The 18832-nt window shown below is 48.1% G+C and carries 11 protein-coding genes and 1 other RNA gene; 2 read left to right on the top strand and 10 right to left on the bottom strand.

The window, feature by feature from the left end; translation table 11 throughout:
* Positions 1–312 precede the first annotated feature (312 nt).
* From NNL21_RS36630 to NNL21_RS26385, 4 genes are all read right to left on the bottom strand, one after another.
* Positions 313–3456, bottom strand: a complete 3144-nt coding sequence (locus NNL21_RS36630) for an S-layer homology domain-containing protein (RefSeq protein ID WP_204821403.1) — start codon at positions 3454–3456, stop codon at positions 313–315.
* The gene (locus tag NNL21_RS26395) at positions 3449–4966 is read right to left on the bottom strand and encodes a hypothetical protein (RefSeq protein ID WP_204821404.1); all 1518 of its coding nucleotides are present in this window, start codon (positions 4964–4966) and stop codon (positions 3449–3451) included. The genes NNL21_RS36630 and NNL21_RS26395 overlap by 8 nt, the downstream gene beginning before the upstream one ends.
* A gap of 302 nt (positions 4967–5268) precedes the next feature.
* Positions 5269–8319 (bottom strand): cadherin-like beta sandwich domain-containing protein, encoded by a 3051-nt coding sequence (locus NNL21_RS26390; protein WP_256555489.1) that lies wholly within the window; start codon positions 8317–8319, stop codon positions 5269–5271.
* Positions 8320–8943: 624 nt separating this feature from the next.
* Complete coding sequence (locus tag NNL21_RS26385) at positions 8944–9051, bottom strand: DUF6526 family protein (protein ID WP_256555488.1); 108 nt, start codon at positions 9049–9051, stop codon at positions 8944–8946.
* 60 nt (positions 9052–9111) lie between these two features.
* Between NNL21_RS26385 and NNL21_RS26380 the strand changes: the two genes are divergently transcribed.
* A complete protein-coding gene (locus tag NNL21_RS26380; protein ID WP_256555487.1) occupies positions 9112–9444 on the top strand; it encodes a transporter in 333 nt (110 codons plus the stop codon).
* Between the two features lie 351 nt (positions 9445–9795).
* Here the strand turns inward: NNL21_RS26380 and NNL21_RS36875 are convergent, their stop codons facing one another.
* On the bottom strand, positions 9796–9969 hold the full coding sequence (locus tag NNL21_RS36875; RefSeq protein ID WP_204821406.1) for a WG repeat-containing protein: 174 nt from the start codon (positions 9967–9969) through the stop codon (positions 9796–9798).
* A gap of 195 nt (positions 9970–10164) precedes the next feature.
* Complete coding sequence (locus tag NNL21_RS26375) at positions 10165–10707, bottom strand: DUF6155 family protein (protein WP_204821407.1); 543 nt, start codon at positions 10705–10707, stop codon at positions 10165–10167.
* Positions 10708–10798: 91 nt separating this feature from the next.
* On the opposite strand from NNL21_RS26375, the gene NNL21_RS26370 reads away from it, so the two are divergent.
* Positions 10799–13243, top strand: coding sequence for a TOTE conflict system archaeo-eukaryotic primase domain-containing protein (locus NNL21_RS26370; RefSeq protein WP_204821408.1), 2445 nt, complete (start codon positions 10799–10801; stop codon positions 13241–13243).
* A gap of 490 nt (positions 13244–13733) precedes the next feature.
* Here the strand turns inward: NNL21_RS26370 and ssrA are convergent.
* The 4 genes from ssrA to secG form a co-directional block, all read right to left on the bottom strand.
* Positions 13734–14099, bottom strand: a transfer-messenger RNA (tmRNA) gene (ssrA, locus tag NNL21_RS26365).
* A 279-nt stretch (positions 14100–14378) separates the two neighbouring features.
* Positions 14379–14858, bottom strand: coding sequence for an SsrA-binding protein SmpB (gene smpB, locus NNL21_RS26360; protein WP_204821409.1), 480 nt, complete (start codon positions 14856–14858; stop codon positions 14379–14381).
* A 151-nt stretch (positions 14859–15009) separates the two neighbouring features.
* On the bottom strand, positions 15010–18072 hold the full coding sequence (rnr, locus tag NNL21_RS26355; RefSeq protein ID WP_204821410.1) for a ribonuclease R: 3063 nt from the start codon (positions 18070–18072) through the stop codon (positions 15010–15012).
* 443 nt (positions 18073–18515) lie between these two features.
* Positions 18516–18752, bottom strand: a complete 237-nt coding sequence (gene secG, locus NNL21_RS26350; protein WP_204821411.1) for a preprotein translocase subunit SecG — start codon at positions 18750–18752, stop codon at positions 18516–18518.
* Positions 18753–18832 lie beyond the last annotated feature (80 nt).

Below are 18832 nucleotides of genomic sequence, written 5' to 3'. Positions count from 1 at the left end.
GAGCTCATTCGGAAGCTGAAAATGGAGGAAAGCAAAAATCCACAACCACTTGCGGTTGTGGATTTACATGGTGGAGGCGAGGGGATTTGAACCCCTGTCCGAGGATCACGCCACATGTGCTTCTACGGGTGTAGTTCCAGATTTGATGCCACCTGAGCAGACGCCTTATGAATCATCTGTCTACAGAATGTTCTTTTAAAAGATGAGCCATTGTATCCAACGAATGCATTCCTTTTGCAATATCTACGATAAACTCCACTGCATGTTCACGTTCCATTCGCAGGTGGTAGCCATTTATCATCTACCTATTTATTAAATGAACTCCGCTTTTTGAAGAAATCGCTGAATGATTGCCGCGGTTTCTGCTCTCGTAATATTTTGCAGAGGACGCAGTTTGCCTTTGTAACCGCCGATAACGCCGATTTCAATGGTTAACGCTGCAGCTTGACGAGCCCAAGAGGCCAATTGCTGGCTATCTGCGAAATGGTTGACTAATTCTTGCTGCTTCGTATTGTCTATCTCCTTATTCAGCTCCACAAGCTTCATTGCCCTAGATAAAATCACCATCGCTTCCTGTCTAGTAATCTTCTCATTAGGTTTGAAGGAATCATCGCTATGTCCATCGACCAGCCCATAAGAATATCCGATCTGAACTGCTTGATGATACCATGCTTTCTCCGCTACATCCTTGAAATGAAACGTCTTGTTAGCTGAGCTTAAGCCTAATGCTCTAATAATAATAGCCGTAAACTCTGCGCGCGTAATTTCGCCATCCGGTAAAAACCGCTTTTCGTCTGCTCCATTAATGACGAGTCTTGATGCTAAGTCATTGATACTTTCTTGAGCCCAATGGTTGGATACATCATTAAAGGTTTTTTGATTATAGATAAGTCCATAAATGCTATTGGTCCTACTATTAAGGATTGCGTAATCACGCCCTCCTTCACGTATTACCTTCGTCGGGATATGAATAATCGTACCATCCGACATTAGCTTTACTCCCGTCGTAATACGTGCAGGATCTATCCCTGCGGGTATTGCAAAGCGCCTTTCTACAAAAGCATCGAATTGATTCAATTCTATTTCCTTGTTCCCATGCAACCCTTTTATAGAAAAACTTACCGGCGGGACGACAAGTGTAACCTGTCCATCACCCGAATTCTTGAATACAAATGTCGAGGTAGGCAGATTACTCACTTCTACCTTGATCTTCATATCCTTCAGAGGGATATCGGCTCCTAATTGATTACGCCATTTATTAACGCTAACTTGAGCTAAGGGAAGCGTATATATAACGCTTTCTGTATACACTTGAATGATTGCATTGTTGTTCTCTAAGCTTTGCAGGAGTGCAGCGTCCATCTCCAAATTGACGGTATCGGAATTGTTATGAACCGTAATGGTAATAACCGGTTTGTTGCCCGATTCATTCAGCATCCCATTAAGTTGAGCTTCTTCCAATAAGACTGTTGTTACCTGTTTTCCTTCTACCATTTTGATATCAACTTTAGCTGCTATCTCTGACTTACTCCCCGTACTAATGACAACATCAGGACTAGAAGCGTTATCTGTGCTCCCCGTACTTCCTGAAGCGCCGCCGTAAGAACCATAGCTTTCTTGGTAGGTAATTGAAGCCTTGTTTGCCACACTAACATTACCCGCAGCATCTCGGAATTGGACATAAAGATTCTTTAATCCCGAGCTACCCGTAAAGCTCCAATTTTTCGCAGGCAATACGTTCTCCCAATTCAACCATGTTAGATTATCTTCGGAAAAACGCATTTCTGTAACGCCGCTGCCTGCGCCATCTGAAGAAGTCAAAGTTACGGTCACTGACTTGCTGTTTGTCGTGGTTGCGCCACTGTTTATGACGATTGTTCCTGTAGGAATCGTTTGATCTAGCTTTATAACGTCATGGATTGTTCCACTCTCATTGCCAGCCTTGTCTTTAAACTGTACATATACCGCCTTCTCGCCGTCACCCGTTACAAGACTCCAAGCCCTTGTTACCGCTGATGGTTCCCAGCTTCCCCAGTCACTTCCGTTGCTAGAAAAGCGCATCTCCACTATACCGCTGCCATTGTTTCCGTCGTTGCTAGTCAGAGTGAGTGTAACGTCCGCCACATTCGTCCATTCTGCACCCGCCTGAATGATTACCGTACCCGTTGGTGCAGTTGCATCAATTTGGAATTGAATGGTTGTCGCATTGCCTGCTGCATCCGTTACAACCAGCGTGTACGCACCATCCTGATCAATCTCTGTACCGTTTATATAAGCAGTTCCATTCAACTTCGCTGTTCCTTCGTTGAATCCAGGAGTTACCGACTTATAAATCCCGCCCTCCGTTACTCCCGTAACAATTGGTGCCACATTGTCAATCTTAAAATTAACGGTTGTTGCATTTCCTGCCGTGTCCGTTACAACCAGCGTGTAATCCCCATCCAGTACGATCTCCATACCGCTGACAAAGACATTTCCATTCAGCGTCGCCGTTCCTTCGTTGAATTCTGCCGTCACCTTGGATTTGAATATTCCATTATTCGCAACTCCAGTGACAACGGGAGCGGTCGTATCAATCGTGAAGCCTACCGTTGTTACATTACCTGCCTGATCCGTGACAACAAGCGTATAGATACCGTCTTGTGTAACTTCTGTACCACTCGTAAAGGCTGCTCCATTCAACGTTGCTGTTCCTTCGTTGAAGTCTAACGTCTTACTTATCTTGTAAACTCCGCCATCCGCTACTCCCGTCACAACTGGAGCTACCGTATCAATCATGAAGCTTACTGTTGTTACATTGCCTGCCGCATCTGTGACAACAAGCGTGTAGGCTCCATCTTGATCAATCTCTGTATCCTTAGCAAAGGCCGCCCCGTTCAGTGTCGCTGTTCCTTCGTTGAAGCCAACGGTTACTTCCGAGTTATAAAACCCACCGTTGCTTACACCTGTCACGTTAGGTGCTGTCTTATCAATCTCAAAACTAACGGTTGCCACATTGCCTGCCGCATCCGTTACGACCAGGGTATAAATACCATCCTGTACAACATCCGTACCGCTGGTAAAGGCAGCTCCGTTCAACGTTGCCGTTCCTTCGTTGAAGCTCGGCGTTACCTTTGCTTTGTATATTCCTCCAGCGGTTACGCCCGAAACCGTAGGAGCTACTGTGTCAATCTTGAAGCTTACGGTAGTTACGTTTCCTGCCGCATCCGTTACGACGAGAGTATAACTGCCATCCTGATCAATATCCGTCCCGCTGGCAAACGCCGCACCATTCAATTTTGCTGTTCCTTCGTTAAAGGTTACATTAACAGCCTCTTTGTAATTTCCATTGTTCGCAACCCCTGTCACTGTAGGTGCGACCTTATCAATCTCGAAGTTAACCGTTGTTTTATTGCCTGCATCATCTGTTACGACTAGAGTATACACACCATCTAGTGTTACTGATGTATTATTCACAAAAGCTGCTCCGTTTAAGGTCGCTGTCCCTTCGTTGAAGGTGACTGTTACATTCGCTTTGTATATTCCGCCGTTCGTTACTCCCAGCACGATAGGTAACGTCGAAGCTCACCATCGCACCATTGCCTGCTGAATCAGTAACGAACAGCGTATACGCTCCATCCTGCGTGATAGTTGTACCACTGGAATAGGGGTTCCCATTGAGCAATCCGCTGCCTTCGTTAAATAGAGGCGTAACTGTGCTGTTATATGCTTTGTTATTCACTACATTCGAAATAATAGGAGCTATTGTATCAACTGTAATCGTACTGCTAATAACAGAACTGTTCGAATTTCCGACTTTATCTCTATATTGTACATATACGGTCTTAGCTCCCTCGCCAGCCGGAAGGACCCATGACCTCCCGTTCAGGTCAGCGATATTGAACCAGCTGGTCTGCCAACTGCCGTTAATATTAGAGAGACGCGCCTGCTCAACTCCTGAGCCGCTTCCATCCGTATAGGTCCATGAGGCACCTTCATTAATAATCAGCGTACCTGTTGGGGCAGTCTGATCCAATAGAATGGTTTGAGAAGAATTGGCTGAGATCCCATTGTTGGAATCCCTCAACTGCATATAGATGGTCTTCGACCCATCTCCTCCAGATAGACTGAATGTTGCTGTATTGCTGAATGGCAGCCAAGATGCCGCTGATAAGTTAGCAGCGTTATTCGCAAATCTCATATGGGTAACGCTATCCCCTGCATCAGGATCTGATCCTGTTACGGATAAATTGACTGTGCTTGTGCTTGTCATTGCTCCCTCCATAATCGTAAAAGAACCCGTAGGAGGGGTATTAACCGGTCCAGTCTCATAAGTAACGACTAGCTTCGGACGATATGCAACATTCCCGTAAGTCTCCAAGGAATGAATGGAGAACCAGCCGCTATCTGCATCTGTCTCATTCCCATTGAGCATAAAGGTGATTTTACGATCTGAGATATCTGTGAAAGCATCTATAGCACTTTTCACATTAAATGTAATGGATTGATTCTGAAGATAAGTACCCATAGGCACTTCCGCAGTGCTTTTCGCAGTGAATTTATCTGAATAAGGACTATTCGTATCTAACGAGGGGAAGGTTACATAATTCAAATCATTCGCCGCAGATCCTCTGGCTTCCATATACAAAGTATGGTTAGGATTTCTGATAACAGTAGCAACAGTCAAGACCAACTCTGCTGATACAATACTCCCTTCTGGCACACCCAAATCAAACGTTATGCCAGCCCTCTGCCGAACATTCCCGAATTCGTCGTTACTCCTGCCAATACTAAGAAAACCATCCCCATCATTATCATGAATGCCGTCAAACTGAATATGACCGTTTAATTCCATGGTATCCATCGTGGCTGTATAGGACTTTGTAACTGTGCCCCCTACCGCTTCAGCTCTTGGTACCAACCCGGGTGTGATTATCGTGAATACAATAACAATAGTCATGAATAGAATTAGAATTCTTTCTTTCATTATTTCTCCCCATTTCATCAAAAAACATCAATAGACTATTATTAATTTCACACTTGGATATGAATTAACTTAAAACTATCTGTCCGTCTACACATATACTTGAAAAGCGTATACATACTGGCCTTGGAAGAATAAGAGTTGACAAATAGTAAACTTACTAGCTCAATCTTGTATGTAACCTATCTATTATATAATTACATCATTTTAGTAAATAGTTACTGCTGTCATCAATATTGTCATATGACAAATTAGTATATTTAACCAATTGTCATGTATCCTACGACCTCGTGTTGATTCTCCCCTTAAATCAGATCAGACTTCTTCAGCAATTGTTGCAGCATGATCGTTACTTCCGCTCTTGTGACGCTTGCCTTCGCCGCAATAGTAGCATCGCTTCTACCTGTGATGATTCCCGCCAGGATGCAAGCCGCTACGTCGCTTTGCGCCCACAAGGCAACCTGTCCTCCATCCACGAATGGTTTAAGCGTTACAATTGCGTCTTGAACCGGCAGCTGATCCTTTAATCCGGTAAGCGTCATCGCCTTAGAAATGATCGTCATTGCTTGCTCGCGTGTAATCATCTCCATCGGTCGGAAGCTGCCGTCTTCAAATCCGGTGATTAATTGATACCGTTTCGCAGTTCGAACGGCGTCGCTATACCAATCCGAAGCTTTCACATCCACAAAGCCTGTGGCGTCGTTTTCCGGCTTTAATCCCAGTCCCCGTACGACAATTGCCGCAAATTCGGCACGAGTAATCGGTTTGTCAGGGCTGAAGAAACCCTCTCCCGTGCCTTGCACGATCATCCGCGAGCCCATGTCGTTAATCGCTTGCTTGCCCCAATGATGAGCAACATCGCTAAATTCCACATTGCTCCATAATACCGAATAAGTACTGTTCGTTAAGCTATTGATAATCGCGAAATATTTGCCGTCTTGTTGAATAACCCTTGTAGGCACTTGACGAATCGTTCCATTCGCATCGATAACTACGCCTGTCGTAATTCGGCTCGGATCGATGCTTTCCGGTATAGCGATCGAACGTTCGATGAAAGCGCTAAACTCTACTACTTCCACCTGATGATTGCCATAGATGGCTCTCACGGTAAAATCAAGCGGCGGAACGATAAGGGTGAGGTTTGAATTTCGCGCCGCATCTTCGACGAACTTTACGTTCTCCATAGTGGATGAGGCTATTTCCACCTGAACTTTAATGTCTTTAAGCTCCACCGACGTCCCAAGCTGTCGCAAAATGGCATCGATATTGATTTGCTGAGCCGAAATTCTGTAGCTGGCTTTTTCCGACTTGATTTCCAGATCCGCATGGTTTTCTTCCATCGTCTTAATCATAAGGCCGTTTAACTCACCTATCACAACATCGGAATGGTTACTGAACGGGATCGTCACAACGGGGCGTTCACCACCCAGTTTCAGCATCTCAACGAGCTTGTTCAGATCGACGGTTATGGAAGTGACCGTTTGCTCATTCCTTCGTGAAATTGTCATCGTTCCAGCATTCACCATTTTACCGTTGATCAAGATTGCCGTATCCGTATCCGTATCTGTATTCATGTCCGTGTCCGTGTCCGTGTCCGTGTTGATTATACTTTGTGTCCAACCGCTGTTGCTGTTATTCCCGTTATTGATGTTGTTCGCCCGCGTTACTGTGACGGTGTAGCTTCTCTTCGTAATGCCGTCTTGCGCGGTGACCTGAACCGTGATCGTGTTGTCTCCAACGTTCAGCGCCATTGCTTTCGCTTGCCCGCTCGCGACGGCCGAACCGTTCACCGTCACCTTGGCTTCGGCGTCCGCCGCCGTCGGCGTGATGTCGACGCTCGTCACTTCATTGCCGACGCTTGCCGTGTAGCTCGTTGTCGCTGCACGGAATGCTGGCGACAATGTACCGCTACTCAGCGTAAGTCCACTCAGATCGGCGTTCGCAGACGCAGCCCGCGTCACCGTGACGGTATACGTTTTCATGTTGCCGTTACCTGAGGTAACCACCACCGTTACCGTGTTGTCCCCAACGTTCAACGCCGTCGCTTGCGATTGACCGTTTGTGACGAACAAGCCATTCACCGTCACCGTTGCCTCGACATCCGCTGTCGTTGGCGTTACGTCGATGCTCGTCACTTCACTCCCTACGCTTGCCGTGTAGCTCGTTGTCGTTGCACTGAATGCTGGCGACAATGCACCTTCGCTGAGCGTCAGTCTGCTCAAATCGGAGCTATCCCCGAACTTAATAAGACGGTCGGCCAAAAACGGAATCATCCAAACATTTTCCCCATCATAAACGCCACCCATGAACGCATTACTGCCTTTCGTAAAATCGCTAGGCCAATTGTTGAATCCCGTCATTTCCCCGGTCGCGGCATTGACCTTAATTAACATGTCAGCCGACAGCGGCACCAGCCATATATTCGTACCATCATACACGCCGCCTGCAAAGCTGCCGCTCCCTTTTGTAAATCCGCTAGGCCATCCATTGTATCCGGTCATGACTCCGGTTGCCGCATTGATTTTTACCACATGAGTGGCATTATTCGGTATCATCCATATATTCGTGCCATCGAAGACGCCTCCACAAAATGCATCTGCACTTTTGGTGAACCCGCTGGGCCAATTGTTGAATCCAGTCATTTCCCCGGTTGCCGGATCAACCTTGATTAGACGATCGGCACCATTCGGAATCAGCCATATACTGGTTCCGTCGAAAATAGAACCATAAAACGGATAGCTGCCAAGGCTTGTCCCGCTTGGCCAACTATTATAACTAGTCATGGCTCCAGTCGTTGCATCCACCTTGATCAAACGACTGCCGGAATAGGGGGTGAGCCATATATGGGTTCCGTCAAAAACGCCTCCGATAAATTGATCGTTGCCTCTCGATCCGCCCGGCCAACTGCTATACCCCGTCATTTCACCTGTAGTCGCGTTAACTTTGATGATCTGATTTGCACTATATGGAATTAGCCATATGTTCGTTCCGTCATAAACGCCTCCAGCAAATGCATTGCTCCCCTTAGTGAAGCCGGCGGGCCAATTGCTATATCCCGTCATTTCCCCGGTGGACGGATTAACCTTGATCAGTTGGTCGGCATTGTAAGGTATCATCCATATACTCGTACCGTCATACACGCCACCAACAAAGGCAGAGGATCCTTTTGTAAATCCGCTGGGCCAGGCCTGGTATCCCGTAAAAGCGGTCCCCGCCACTTCATTCGCAGCAATGGAGCCACTATATCCGATCCCGTCTTGACTGGATATGTTACCAGCCGCTGCAACAGCCGATATACCGCCAATGCCTGCGCCGAACTTCCCCGGAATACTGCCTATTGTTAAAAGAATAATCAAAATCATAATTGCTAATTTTCTACTTATCCTTGTCACCGTTCTTCCGTCCTTTCGCATAGAGAATCATTCGTTGTTGGAAACCGCAAACGTTTATGATCAACTGCTAAAATAACAAAATGACTGTTTAACATTGTTACAAGCGCTACAGTAATTGGCGATCCCCGCGTTGACTGCTACGTTCTCGACGGCTAGCCACTCCAGTAGAGAAGCATCAACCTCTACGGCAACGTTCCCGATGCTGAGCCGATAGCCGCTTCCCGTCGATAACACGTCCAAATACATGCGTGGCGCCATCTTATCTATGTAGATCAAATCGTTGTCCTATAACATCCTAGAATGTTATCCTCTACTATTGTAAATTCATTTAAGGTGATCAATCTGTAACCCTGATTACATTTTGCAAATAATTAATCTCATATAGCATCAATGCGCGGACGCACGTCGAGAATGGTCAAGTCCGTTGTGGACTTCTCAATTGTCCTCGCGAAGCAGAGCGCACCCCAGATATAACTAATATAGAGTTCATCTCCCTCATCGCCTTCAAAGAGGATAGGTGATCCAGGCTCTAAACAGCAGGGTTAGGGGCGTCCCGGCACTTACACTCGCTCGCCAATGCTTAATAGATTACTTGATCTTATCCGGCTCTAGTCCAGTGTCGGCAGCCTTCTTGCATAATCCAGGAAACATTTCATCCTCCGAGAAACGCATGAAGAAAATATTGGATACGCCCATTCACTTATCTCCGCTCCTACATACAATATTTTAGCCCATCAATTAAGGAGTGACACGATCATGTCATTTTTCCCACCTCCAAGTCCCCCAGGATTCCCAGGGCAGCCGGGACCACCAGGACAGCCGGGGCAGCCGGGACCCATGGGACCCAGCTCACCTCCCCCGGGATTCACCCCTCAGCAACCTACAGTTTCGCCCTTTGCTGTCGACCCGGGAGCGATTGCTGGTTGTTTATTTCGGAATACGTACGTTTGGCTCGTGAATAGAAATCAATTCTGGTTTTACCCGGTTTTCGTAGGGCGCACCTCGGTTGCGGGGTTTCAGTGGAACGGAAGGTTTTGGGTGTATACTGGATTGAGCTTGCAGTCCATTCAATCCTTTACATGTTTCTAAATGAACACGCGAAAAAGTTCCGTTCCACTAGGAATGGAACTTTTCGTGTGTGTTTTTATGGAGTTTGAATGACAAAGATACACTTCTTATCAGGGCGGCATTACCAGATACGCCTGTATCAGCGTATTCTTTGGGAGGCGAAATTCAAGAAATCATCGCGTAGTCTTTTTTAAACCACAGAAAAAGAAAAATCCACAACCTCATGCGGTTGTAGATATACGTGGTGGAGTCAAACCCCTATCGAAGATCACGCCACACAAGCTTCTACGGGTGTAGCACCGTTTTAATGTCATCCTAGCGAACGCCCTATTAAAAATAAACTACAACCGCCGCAATCCCCTCAGAAAAGCATCACCCGCTTTCATAAACGCAGGGAATAACTATATTTCCACTTGTGTCCATATACCCATATTTACCGTCTTTTTGTATGGCTGACAAACCGTCAATAAACATACTCGCAAGATCATAAATACACGGAATGGCAATATTGCCGCTCTTGTCAAGGGCTATACATTGGGCGTACAAGCAAAACAAACAAGCTGCACAGCCTGTACAACCTGTACATATTTAAAACAACATTTCAATCCTTTTGCCGTCTTATATATAATAAATGGAGGCTCCAGCCTTTATAGCCTCTGCGACTGCATGCTGATTGGCTTTTTCAATAACCGTTGCAATTCTTCTCTTGAATCCTTGCGGTTAATAATTCCTCCGTATAAGCTACTTAAGGTCTTCTTCATCCATGTGTCCCAAATAATCATCATACAAATCCATCATATCAAATCCAAAACCCCAGCCAATATCCTGACTGCTCTGCATCAATTCTTTGCATCGATCTACAAACTTGTCTTCTAATTGATTGTCTACAATATACTTTAAGGCTTGTTCATATACGCTTGCTATAGTATGGTAGAATTTTTGATCAATGTCTCCAAATGAAAGTGTGAAGTCCACTCCACATTCCACTGTAAAAACCATTATTTCTGCAATTTGCTCCTTATTGTTTGAAACATTACTAAAGTCCTTTATTGCTTTCTTCATAATCGGGTACCGCAAAATCTCTCCCTTGTGGTGGCCAAATTCCTTCTCAATAATTTTCTTGTACTTGCCTAAGACCTCACCTTGATCAGGAAATAACACTGAAAAATAATGTTCTTGAATGATCGGGTATTTCTTGACCAAATTCAAGATTTCAGCCTCAAGCTCTCCCCTCGTAAGTTTGTTCAAATGCTTTTTAATGGTTGAGTTTCTTAATTTCAGCATTATGTTAATCCCCTTAATCAGGTTATAATTCCCAGCATTATTACTTTACAGCTTACAAGGTATAATATAAATAAAACGCGAGGACTAAGCAATGGACACTATGGAGGATAAATATAACGCGGCTCTAGCGCATATTGAAGAACTTAAGCTGGAAATCTCCCGGTTGAGAAATCTCTTGGGGCTTAGTGATGATGGAAATATAACAAGTACAAATGTACAAATAATGTCTTATTCCACCTCCCCGGCAAAAGAAAGCAATGAGACAACTGTTGGAGAGACCAATGTTCACCAGTACTCTACGGTAGGGGATAAGCTCGCCTTATATAGAAGTTATTTTCGAGGCAGAGATAATGTATATCCGATTCGCTGGAGCAACAAACAAGGCAAGTCTGGATACTCGCCCGCCTGCGCCAATGAGTGGACTTCCGTTTGCGAGAAACCCAGAGTAAAATGCTCCGTCTGCAAACACCAGAGCTTCATGCCTCTTACAAACGAAGTGCTATCATCCCATTTAGATGCACGACAGGACCGAACGATTGGCATATATCCAATGCTACCTGATGAGACCTGTTGGTTTTTGGCCATGGATTTTGACAAACACGATTGGAAGCAGGATGTTGCTGCCGTGATGCAGCTATGCACAAGTCATGGAATACCCGCACTGTTGGAGCGCTCACGTTCCGGCAATGGTGGCCACATTTGGATTTTCTTCAGTCAAAATATTGAAGCGGCTACAGCCAGAAGATTGGGAATGACTTTGCTGAGTTTAACCATGAACAAAAGATATCAACTCGGCATGGAATCCTATGACCGTCTGTTTCCCAATCAGGATACACTGCCCAAAGGCGGATTCGGGAACCTCATTGCTCTTCCGCTTCAAGGCGGACCACGTAAACAGGGAAACAGCGTCTTTGTTGATGAACACTTTGAGCCCTATGCTGACCAATGGGGTATATTATCCGGACTTGGTAAACTGACCGAGGATGAGGTGAGGCAATTTATATACAAGCATGGAGAATATAGACTATTCAACAATGACACCTTGATAGCAGCAACTGACGATGAAGTGGCTGGAATGGCAGAGGAACAGAGTAAATATATTCAGGAGCAGCCGATTTTGATGAAATCATTGCCTTCTGAAATACAGATTCTACAATCAGATCGACTTTATATTCCTAAATCCGGACTTCCTTCAAGTACCGTTCATGCTCTGATTAAACTAGCATCGTTCTCCAACCCCGATTTTTATAAAGCACAAGCTATGCGGCTATCCACCTACGGTAAACCCCGGGTTATCTCATGCGCAGAGGATCTGGAGAATCATATAGCTCTTCCACGGGGATGCTTGCATGATTTAATATCCATTTTTGAGCAAAATCAAGTTAAAGTATTACTTGACGATCAACGTTCGTCTGGAACTTCAATAGAGGCAGAGTTCACCGGTACACTGACTACTCTTCAGGATACAGCAGCCAGAGCAATTCTAAACCGGGATATAGGCGTTCTCTCGGCGGCAACCGCATTCGGTAAAACGGTCGTAGCAGCCAGCATCATCGCTTCAAGAAAGACAAACACCCTTATTCTGGTGCACCGCCGGGAGCTTATGGAGCAATGGCAGGAACGTTTGCAAACCTTTTTGGAAATCCCAAAACAAGCAATCGGTATGATCGGCGGCGGCAAAAAGAAACGAACCGGCATTATCGACATTGCTGTCATTCAGAGCCTCAACTATAAAGGGAATGTTAAACCCTTCGTAAGTGAATATGGTCAAGTCATTGTGGATGAGTGCCATCACGTATCAGCCTACAGCTTCGAACAGGTTCTACGGGAAGTCCGCGCAAAGTATGTATTTGGCTTAACTGCCACCCCTAAACGTCAGGACGGACAAGAAGCCATCGTACGATTCCAGCTTGGACCAGTGCTATTGAAGGTAGATGCCAAAACTTTAAGCAGCTCCAGAGGATTTACACTAAGAGTCGTTCCCCGGCATACCCATTTTCAGACTATACCTGGAAAAGTGGTTTCAGGTATTCAGGATATCTATCAGCAACTTGTAGATAACGAGGAGCGCAACACGCTTATTTTTGACGATTTGCTTACCTGCCTGGATGAAGGCCGCTCTCCGCTGCTGCTGGTCGAACGGACTGCTCATGCTGAATATTTTGCAGAGAGATTGCAGGCCTTTTCCAAAAACATAATTGTGCTTAGAGGCAGAATGGGAAAAAAGCAGAGAGAAGCTCTACGCACCCAAATCGCATCTATTCCGGATGATCAAGAACGGATAATCATCGCTACCGGCAAGCTGATAGGGGAAGGCTTCGATGACGCCAGACTGGACACCTTGTTCCTTGTCCATCCCATCTCTTGGTCAGGCACCTTGCAGCAATATGCGGGCCGCTTGCACCGAAGTCATGCCAATAAAGAAGAAGTGAAAATATATGATTATATCGATCTTCAGGTGCCTATGTTGATGGCGATGTTCAAGAAAAGAGTGAAGGGTTATCGGAAGATGGGGTATAAGGGGGCTGAGTTGTAGAAAAGTGCATAAAAATAGAATGGGTGTGTTGAACCCCTTTCCTTAAAATGGCCTTAAAGCCTTGCTGGGAAAGGGATTCTAGAAATTAAACCTTGGCTATGCAAAACCACAATTCGCCGGAGCGTATTAATCCAGATGTTTGGAGAGGTGGCATAACTCGTCAGATCTGATGATCTGACCCTAGCAATAACTTTGCCTCGTGTTCCGTCGGACTTAGAAGTATTGGGAGAAAATAGAACTGGAAAATTTATCGTTGACTTTATCTATAGGTCAAAAGCACAAAAATCAGCCATAACCGAGGACGTCCTGAAACAACTACTAGCTGCTTTCAAAGATCATGTGACGGATCGCAACATCCCAGAAATCAAGAAATTCATCGGAAACTATGTAGACAAGGTGGTCGTCTATAAGGAGCATGTAGAGCTTATTCTGAAGTTGAGTGTCGAGGAAAGCAAAAACCCCAACCTCACGCGGTTGGGGTTCTACATATTGGTGGAGGCGAGGGGATTTGAACCCCTGTCCGAAGATCACGCCACACAAGCTTCTACGGGTGTAGTCACAGTTTTGATGTCACCCTAGCGAACGCCCCGTAACCGGCTTTCGCAAAGGTCAGCCTGATTATCTTCTTACGTCGACCCCAGGCGGAGACCGAACGTCGTATCCCACTATAGTTGAGCCCCTATCCCAGTCACATGGGCGATGCTGAGGAGGAGCACGCTAACAGGTTATTAAGCTGCTAAAGCGTAGTTTGTTTGTTGTTTGCCGTTTAATAGGCTTTAGCGTTGATGAAGTGGACGCGTCCCCACTACCCGCAACCCATGCTCGTACTATCCCCGTCGAATCCATAAACGCCCCCAATCTCGCATAAACGGCGTCGTCTGAAGGTGAATTTCGCATCTGCCTTCGTCACTATTGAGTGGCGAATCGAGGCGATCACTTCTTCATGTTCCGTTTAGCTTAGGCGCTCTGGCGACGTACCGCACCCGGAAGGTGATCGGCATAACGCTTCGAGCATTGCATCAGTTGCCTTACGTTGCTGCTTATTTAGTATACCACAACCACCAGCTTATTGCGCCGATGTCTTTCTGGAAACATTGGCGGCGAGCGCCACAAGTACCAACTTGTCTTACATGACTTATCTTGCGACCTTCTGTTTCTCACGCAGTGCACGCTGAATATCACGCTGTGCATCCCGTTTCGCCGCTGTTTCTCGCTTGTCGTATTGCTTCTTACCCTTACCTAATCCAATAAGAAGCTTGGCATAGCCATTACGAACATAAATCTTCAACGGTACGATGGAGTAGCCTTCCTGCTTCGACTGACCAAGCAGCTTATGAATCTGCGTCTTATGCAGAAGCAGCTTCCGTGCCCGTGTCGGGTCGGTCGGGTTATGCCGGTTACCTTGATCGAAGGGACTAATGTGCATGTTGTGAATGAACATCTCACCGTTGCGAATCGTTGCGAAAGCATCGCCAATATTCGCTTTCCCGGCTCGCAGCGCCTTAATCTCCGTTCCCATCAGCACGATTCCCGCTTCATACGTATCTTCGATGAAATAGTCATGGGAAGCCTTCTTGTTCTGGGCGAGCTGTTTCCCGTCACTCTTCTTACCCATGCCAATCACCTCTTGTTTTAGACTTGAACCGCTGCGGAGATCTCATGAAACGAATGGACTCCTAACCGCGTTCATCAGGAGTCCATTGTAACAACTTTACAAGCTGAAATCAAGAAGTCACGCAGGTTTACTGCGCCTTACATACAGCGAATTAGCTCTGCTGTTTGGGCTCGACAGCCGCAGCTCCGCTACCCGCCGGATTGCCTTCGCGGTTCTTCTTCTTGCGAGGCTTTTTCTTTACCCCATTTGGTGCAGCACCGGCATTCGAACTCGCATTCGTTGCCTTGTTCTCATTAGCCTTGCCCTCATTCGCAGCACCGCTCTCAGCAGGCTTCTTGCGGCGGCGCTGGTTCCCCCCGCCGCTGCCGGCGTTACCGCTCGGGCTCTTCGTACCGTTATTCGGCGCGCCGCCACGGCGGTTCCCATTCGATCCCCCGCCTTGGTTACGGCCTCCGCCGCCTGGCCGGCCACGGCGTGATCCGAAGCCTGGAGAGAAATGCTCATACTCCCCTTCATCGATTACGCCTCCGGTACCAAGAATCGGCAGCCCCCACATATCTTTTCGTACTGCGGCGCTGCGAGGAGCAGAACCACCTTGGTTCTCGCCTTCTTGCTCCGTTTTCCCCTTGTTCGAAGCAGCGCCTTCGCTGCCAACAACCGTCCCGTCTTCTGTTCCCATTATTCGGTTCAAATTATAATCGTCCTCCGGTTTCCATCCTGTTCGTTCACGTTCAACCTTGGCACCGCTCTCGCTGCCGCGTCGTGCCGGCATCGATACGCCGCGTGCGCCGCTGCCGCGCTGCTCCGCTCCGCCTCGGCCCGCACGTGCGCCCGCACCGCGGGCTCCGCCGGCACTGCCGCCGCGCGCTCCCGTTGCTGCGCCCACGCGCTCGCTCGCGCCAGCCCGCTTCTGTCCGCGGCCACCGGCCGCTCCAGCGCGCTCACCGCCTGCGGCGCTGCGCCCGCCGCGTCCCCCGCGGGCGCCGGAACCACCAGCCGCGCCGCGGTCTGCCCCGCCGCTTGCGCGTTTGCCCCGTGCAGCGAACTCGCCTCCGCGAGCCGCCACGGAACCTTTCGACTCCACCAGCGCAAAGTCGATGGTGTGTTCGTCCATGTTCACATGCTCGACGCGCACGCGCACCTCATCGCCGATGCGGAACATCCGCGACGTCCGCTCGCCGACGAGCAGCATATGCTGCTCGTGAAAGTGGTAGTAATCATCCGTCAGCTCGCTGAGCCGGATGAGCCCTTCCACGGTGTTCTCCAGCTCGATAAAGATACCGAAGCTCGTCACACTGCTAATTATACCATCAAATTCCTCGCCAATCTTATCCAACATAAATTCGGCCTTCTTAAGCTTATCCGTATCCCGCTCCGCCTCGACAGCAACCCGCTCCCGTTCCGAGGATTGCTGGGCAATATCCGGCATCCGGGCTCCAAGCGCCTCCATCCGCGCTTCGGAGAGCATTCCCCCATTCTCGATCACCTCGCGCATGACGCGATGAATGACCAAGTCCGGATAACGCCGGATCGGGGAGGTGAAGTGGGAGTAGAACTCCGCTGCAAGGCCGAAGTGACCCAGACTCTCTGCTTCATATCGCGCCTGTTTCATGGAACGCAGCATAACCGTCGAGATGACCGTCTGCTCCTTGGTCCCGCGAATATCTTCCAGCAAGGTTTGCAGAGCACGCGGGTGAATCGCACTCCCGCCCTTGCCTTTGATGGTGTAGCCGAAATTCGCTGCAAACTGCACGAAAGCCATCAGCTTCTCCGAATCCGGGTTCTCATGGATCCGGTATAGAAACGGCACGCGCAGCCAGTAGAAGTGCTCGGCAACCGTCTCGTTGGCGGCCAGCATAAACTCCTCAATGATCTGCTCGGCGATCGAACGCTCGCGCTTCACGATGTCCACCGGCTTGCCGCTCGCATCGACGATAACCTTCGCTTCCACAAAGTCAAAGTCAATGGCGCCGCGCTTCATCCGGGTCGAACGAAGACGCATGGCCAGATCTTCCATCAGCTTGAAGGTGTCCACCAATTCGGCGTAGCGCTCCGTGACCTCTGGATCCTCATCCTGCAAAATCTTACGCACATTCGTATACGTCATGCGCTCTTTCGTCCGAATCACGCTGGTGAACACGTCATGCCGTACACGCTTGAGCGTCTTTGCGTCGAATTCCATTTCGCAAGACATCGTTAAGCGGTCCACCTGCGGATTCAGAGAGCATATGCCGTTGGACAGTCTGTGCGGCAGCATCGGTATGACCCGGTCCACCAAGTACACGCTGCAGCCGCGGCGATAAGCTTCCTGATCGAGTACGGACTTTTCAGTCACGTAGTACCCCACATCCGCGATATGCACGCCGAGCAAATAGTTGCCGTTAGGCAGCCGCTCCACATTCACCGCATCGTCCAGGTCCTTGGCGTCCTCGCCGTCGATCGTCACAATAACGCGGTCGCGCAGATCGCGCCGGCCTTGGCTGATGATCTCTTCCTCCGTAATCGATTCCGGAGCCGCTTCCGCTTCCTCCAGCACATCCTCCGGAAAGCCTTCCGGCAGCTGATGCTTACGGATAATGGATAGAATGTCGACGCCCGGATCATCCTTATGACCCAGAATTTCAACGATCTCGCCTTCGGCTGCCGAACGCCCTTCCGGATAGGATACGATACGGACAACAACCTTCTGTCCGCTCACCGCACCCTGGAATTGCCCCTTCGGAATAAAGATATCGCGGTTAATTCGTTTATCGTCCGGCACCACAAAACCGTAAGCCTCGTGGTTATCGAACGTGCCAACCACTTGCGTGACTGCACGCTCTACAACGCGTACAACCTCGCCTTCCATGCGTCCGCCGTTCTCGCTCTTGGAGGTAACCCGCACGAGTACGATATCGCCGTTCATCGCGCTGGCCAAATCATTGGCATGCAAATAAACGTCCGGATGCGCCTTATCCTCCGGCAGCAGGAACGCAAATCCCTTGGCATGCGCCTGCACACGTCCCCGCAGTAAATTCATTCGCTCCGGCACACCGTACCGGTCGTTACGGTTGCGGATAATCCGCCCCTCGTCTTCAAGCTTGTTCAGCATGACAAGAAACGCCTTGAACGACTCCGTTCCTTCAACGCCCAGCTCCTGATGCAGCTCTTGGTATGTCATCGGCTTATAAGCCGCTTCTCGCATAAAATCAAGCAGGATCTGCTCTGTTATCATAATGCCTCCACTCGCATGCCGCTTCTCTCTATATAAGCAGTTGCAGCCTCAGGTTGATAGATTCTCATATAGATTTAGTATACACGAAATGAAACAACGCCATCCGTTTTCGCAAAAATATTTGCCATATCGCGGATGGTTTACAATTGATGGGCTTGGACGGTCTCTTCCAATCCATCCCATTAGACCGCCCTACATCCTTCTTCACACAAAAGCATCCATTTTCAAACCAAGCCCGGCTCTTTCGTCCAACTTGACGGAGGGTTATTCAGTGCAATCATTTATGATGCTAATAAACCGCCTCATTAAAAAAACACCGTCAACCAGTCAAATCAATCCGCCGCTCTCGGCTTTCGACAAGGTTAACGATGTTTACGATTCCACTTCGTGGTTCAAATAAAAAAAGCGGGAGCCATCCTCCCGCTTTCCGTAACGATTGACGATTATACTTTAATCAGATAAGCAACGATCAATGCGGTTATGAAGAATCCAGCCGCCAGTCCGACCGTTAGCCGTTGCAAGAAAAGATCCAGTCCGCGCGCCTTTTGCTTGCCGAACAAGTGCTCAGCACCGCCGGAGATGGCGCCCGAAAGTCCGGCGCTCTTCCCTTTCTGCAGGAGAACGACTGCAATCAAGCCCAACGAGAAAATGATCAACAAAATTTTGAAGAAAATATCCACAGTTCCACCTCCAACGCTGAAGCATTCGCATTTACCGTAGCCATGTCCTGTGGGACAAAGCCTAGAAACAACATTTTTAT

This window comes from Paenibacillus mendelii (assembly GCF_024498075.1).
GTDB lineage: Bacteria > Bacillota > Bacilli > Paenibacillales > Paenibacillaceae > Paenibacillus_Z > Paenibacillus_Z mendelii.
Note: the sequence above shows the minus strand (reverse complement) of the source record. Positions and strands in the feature narration are given on the sequence as shown.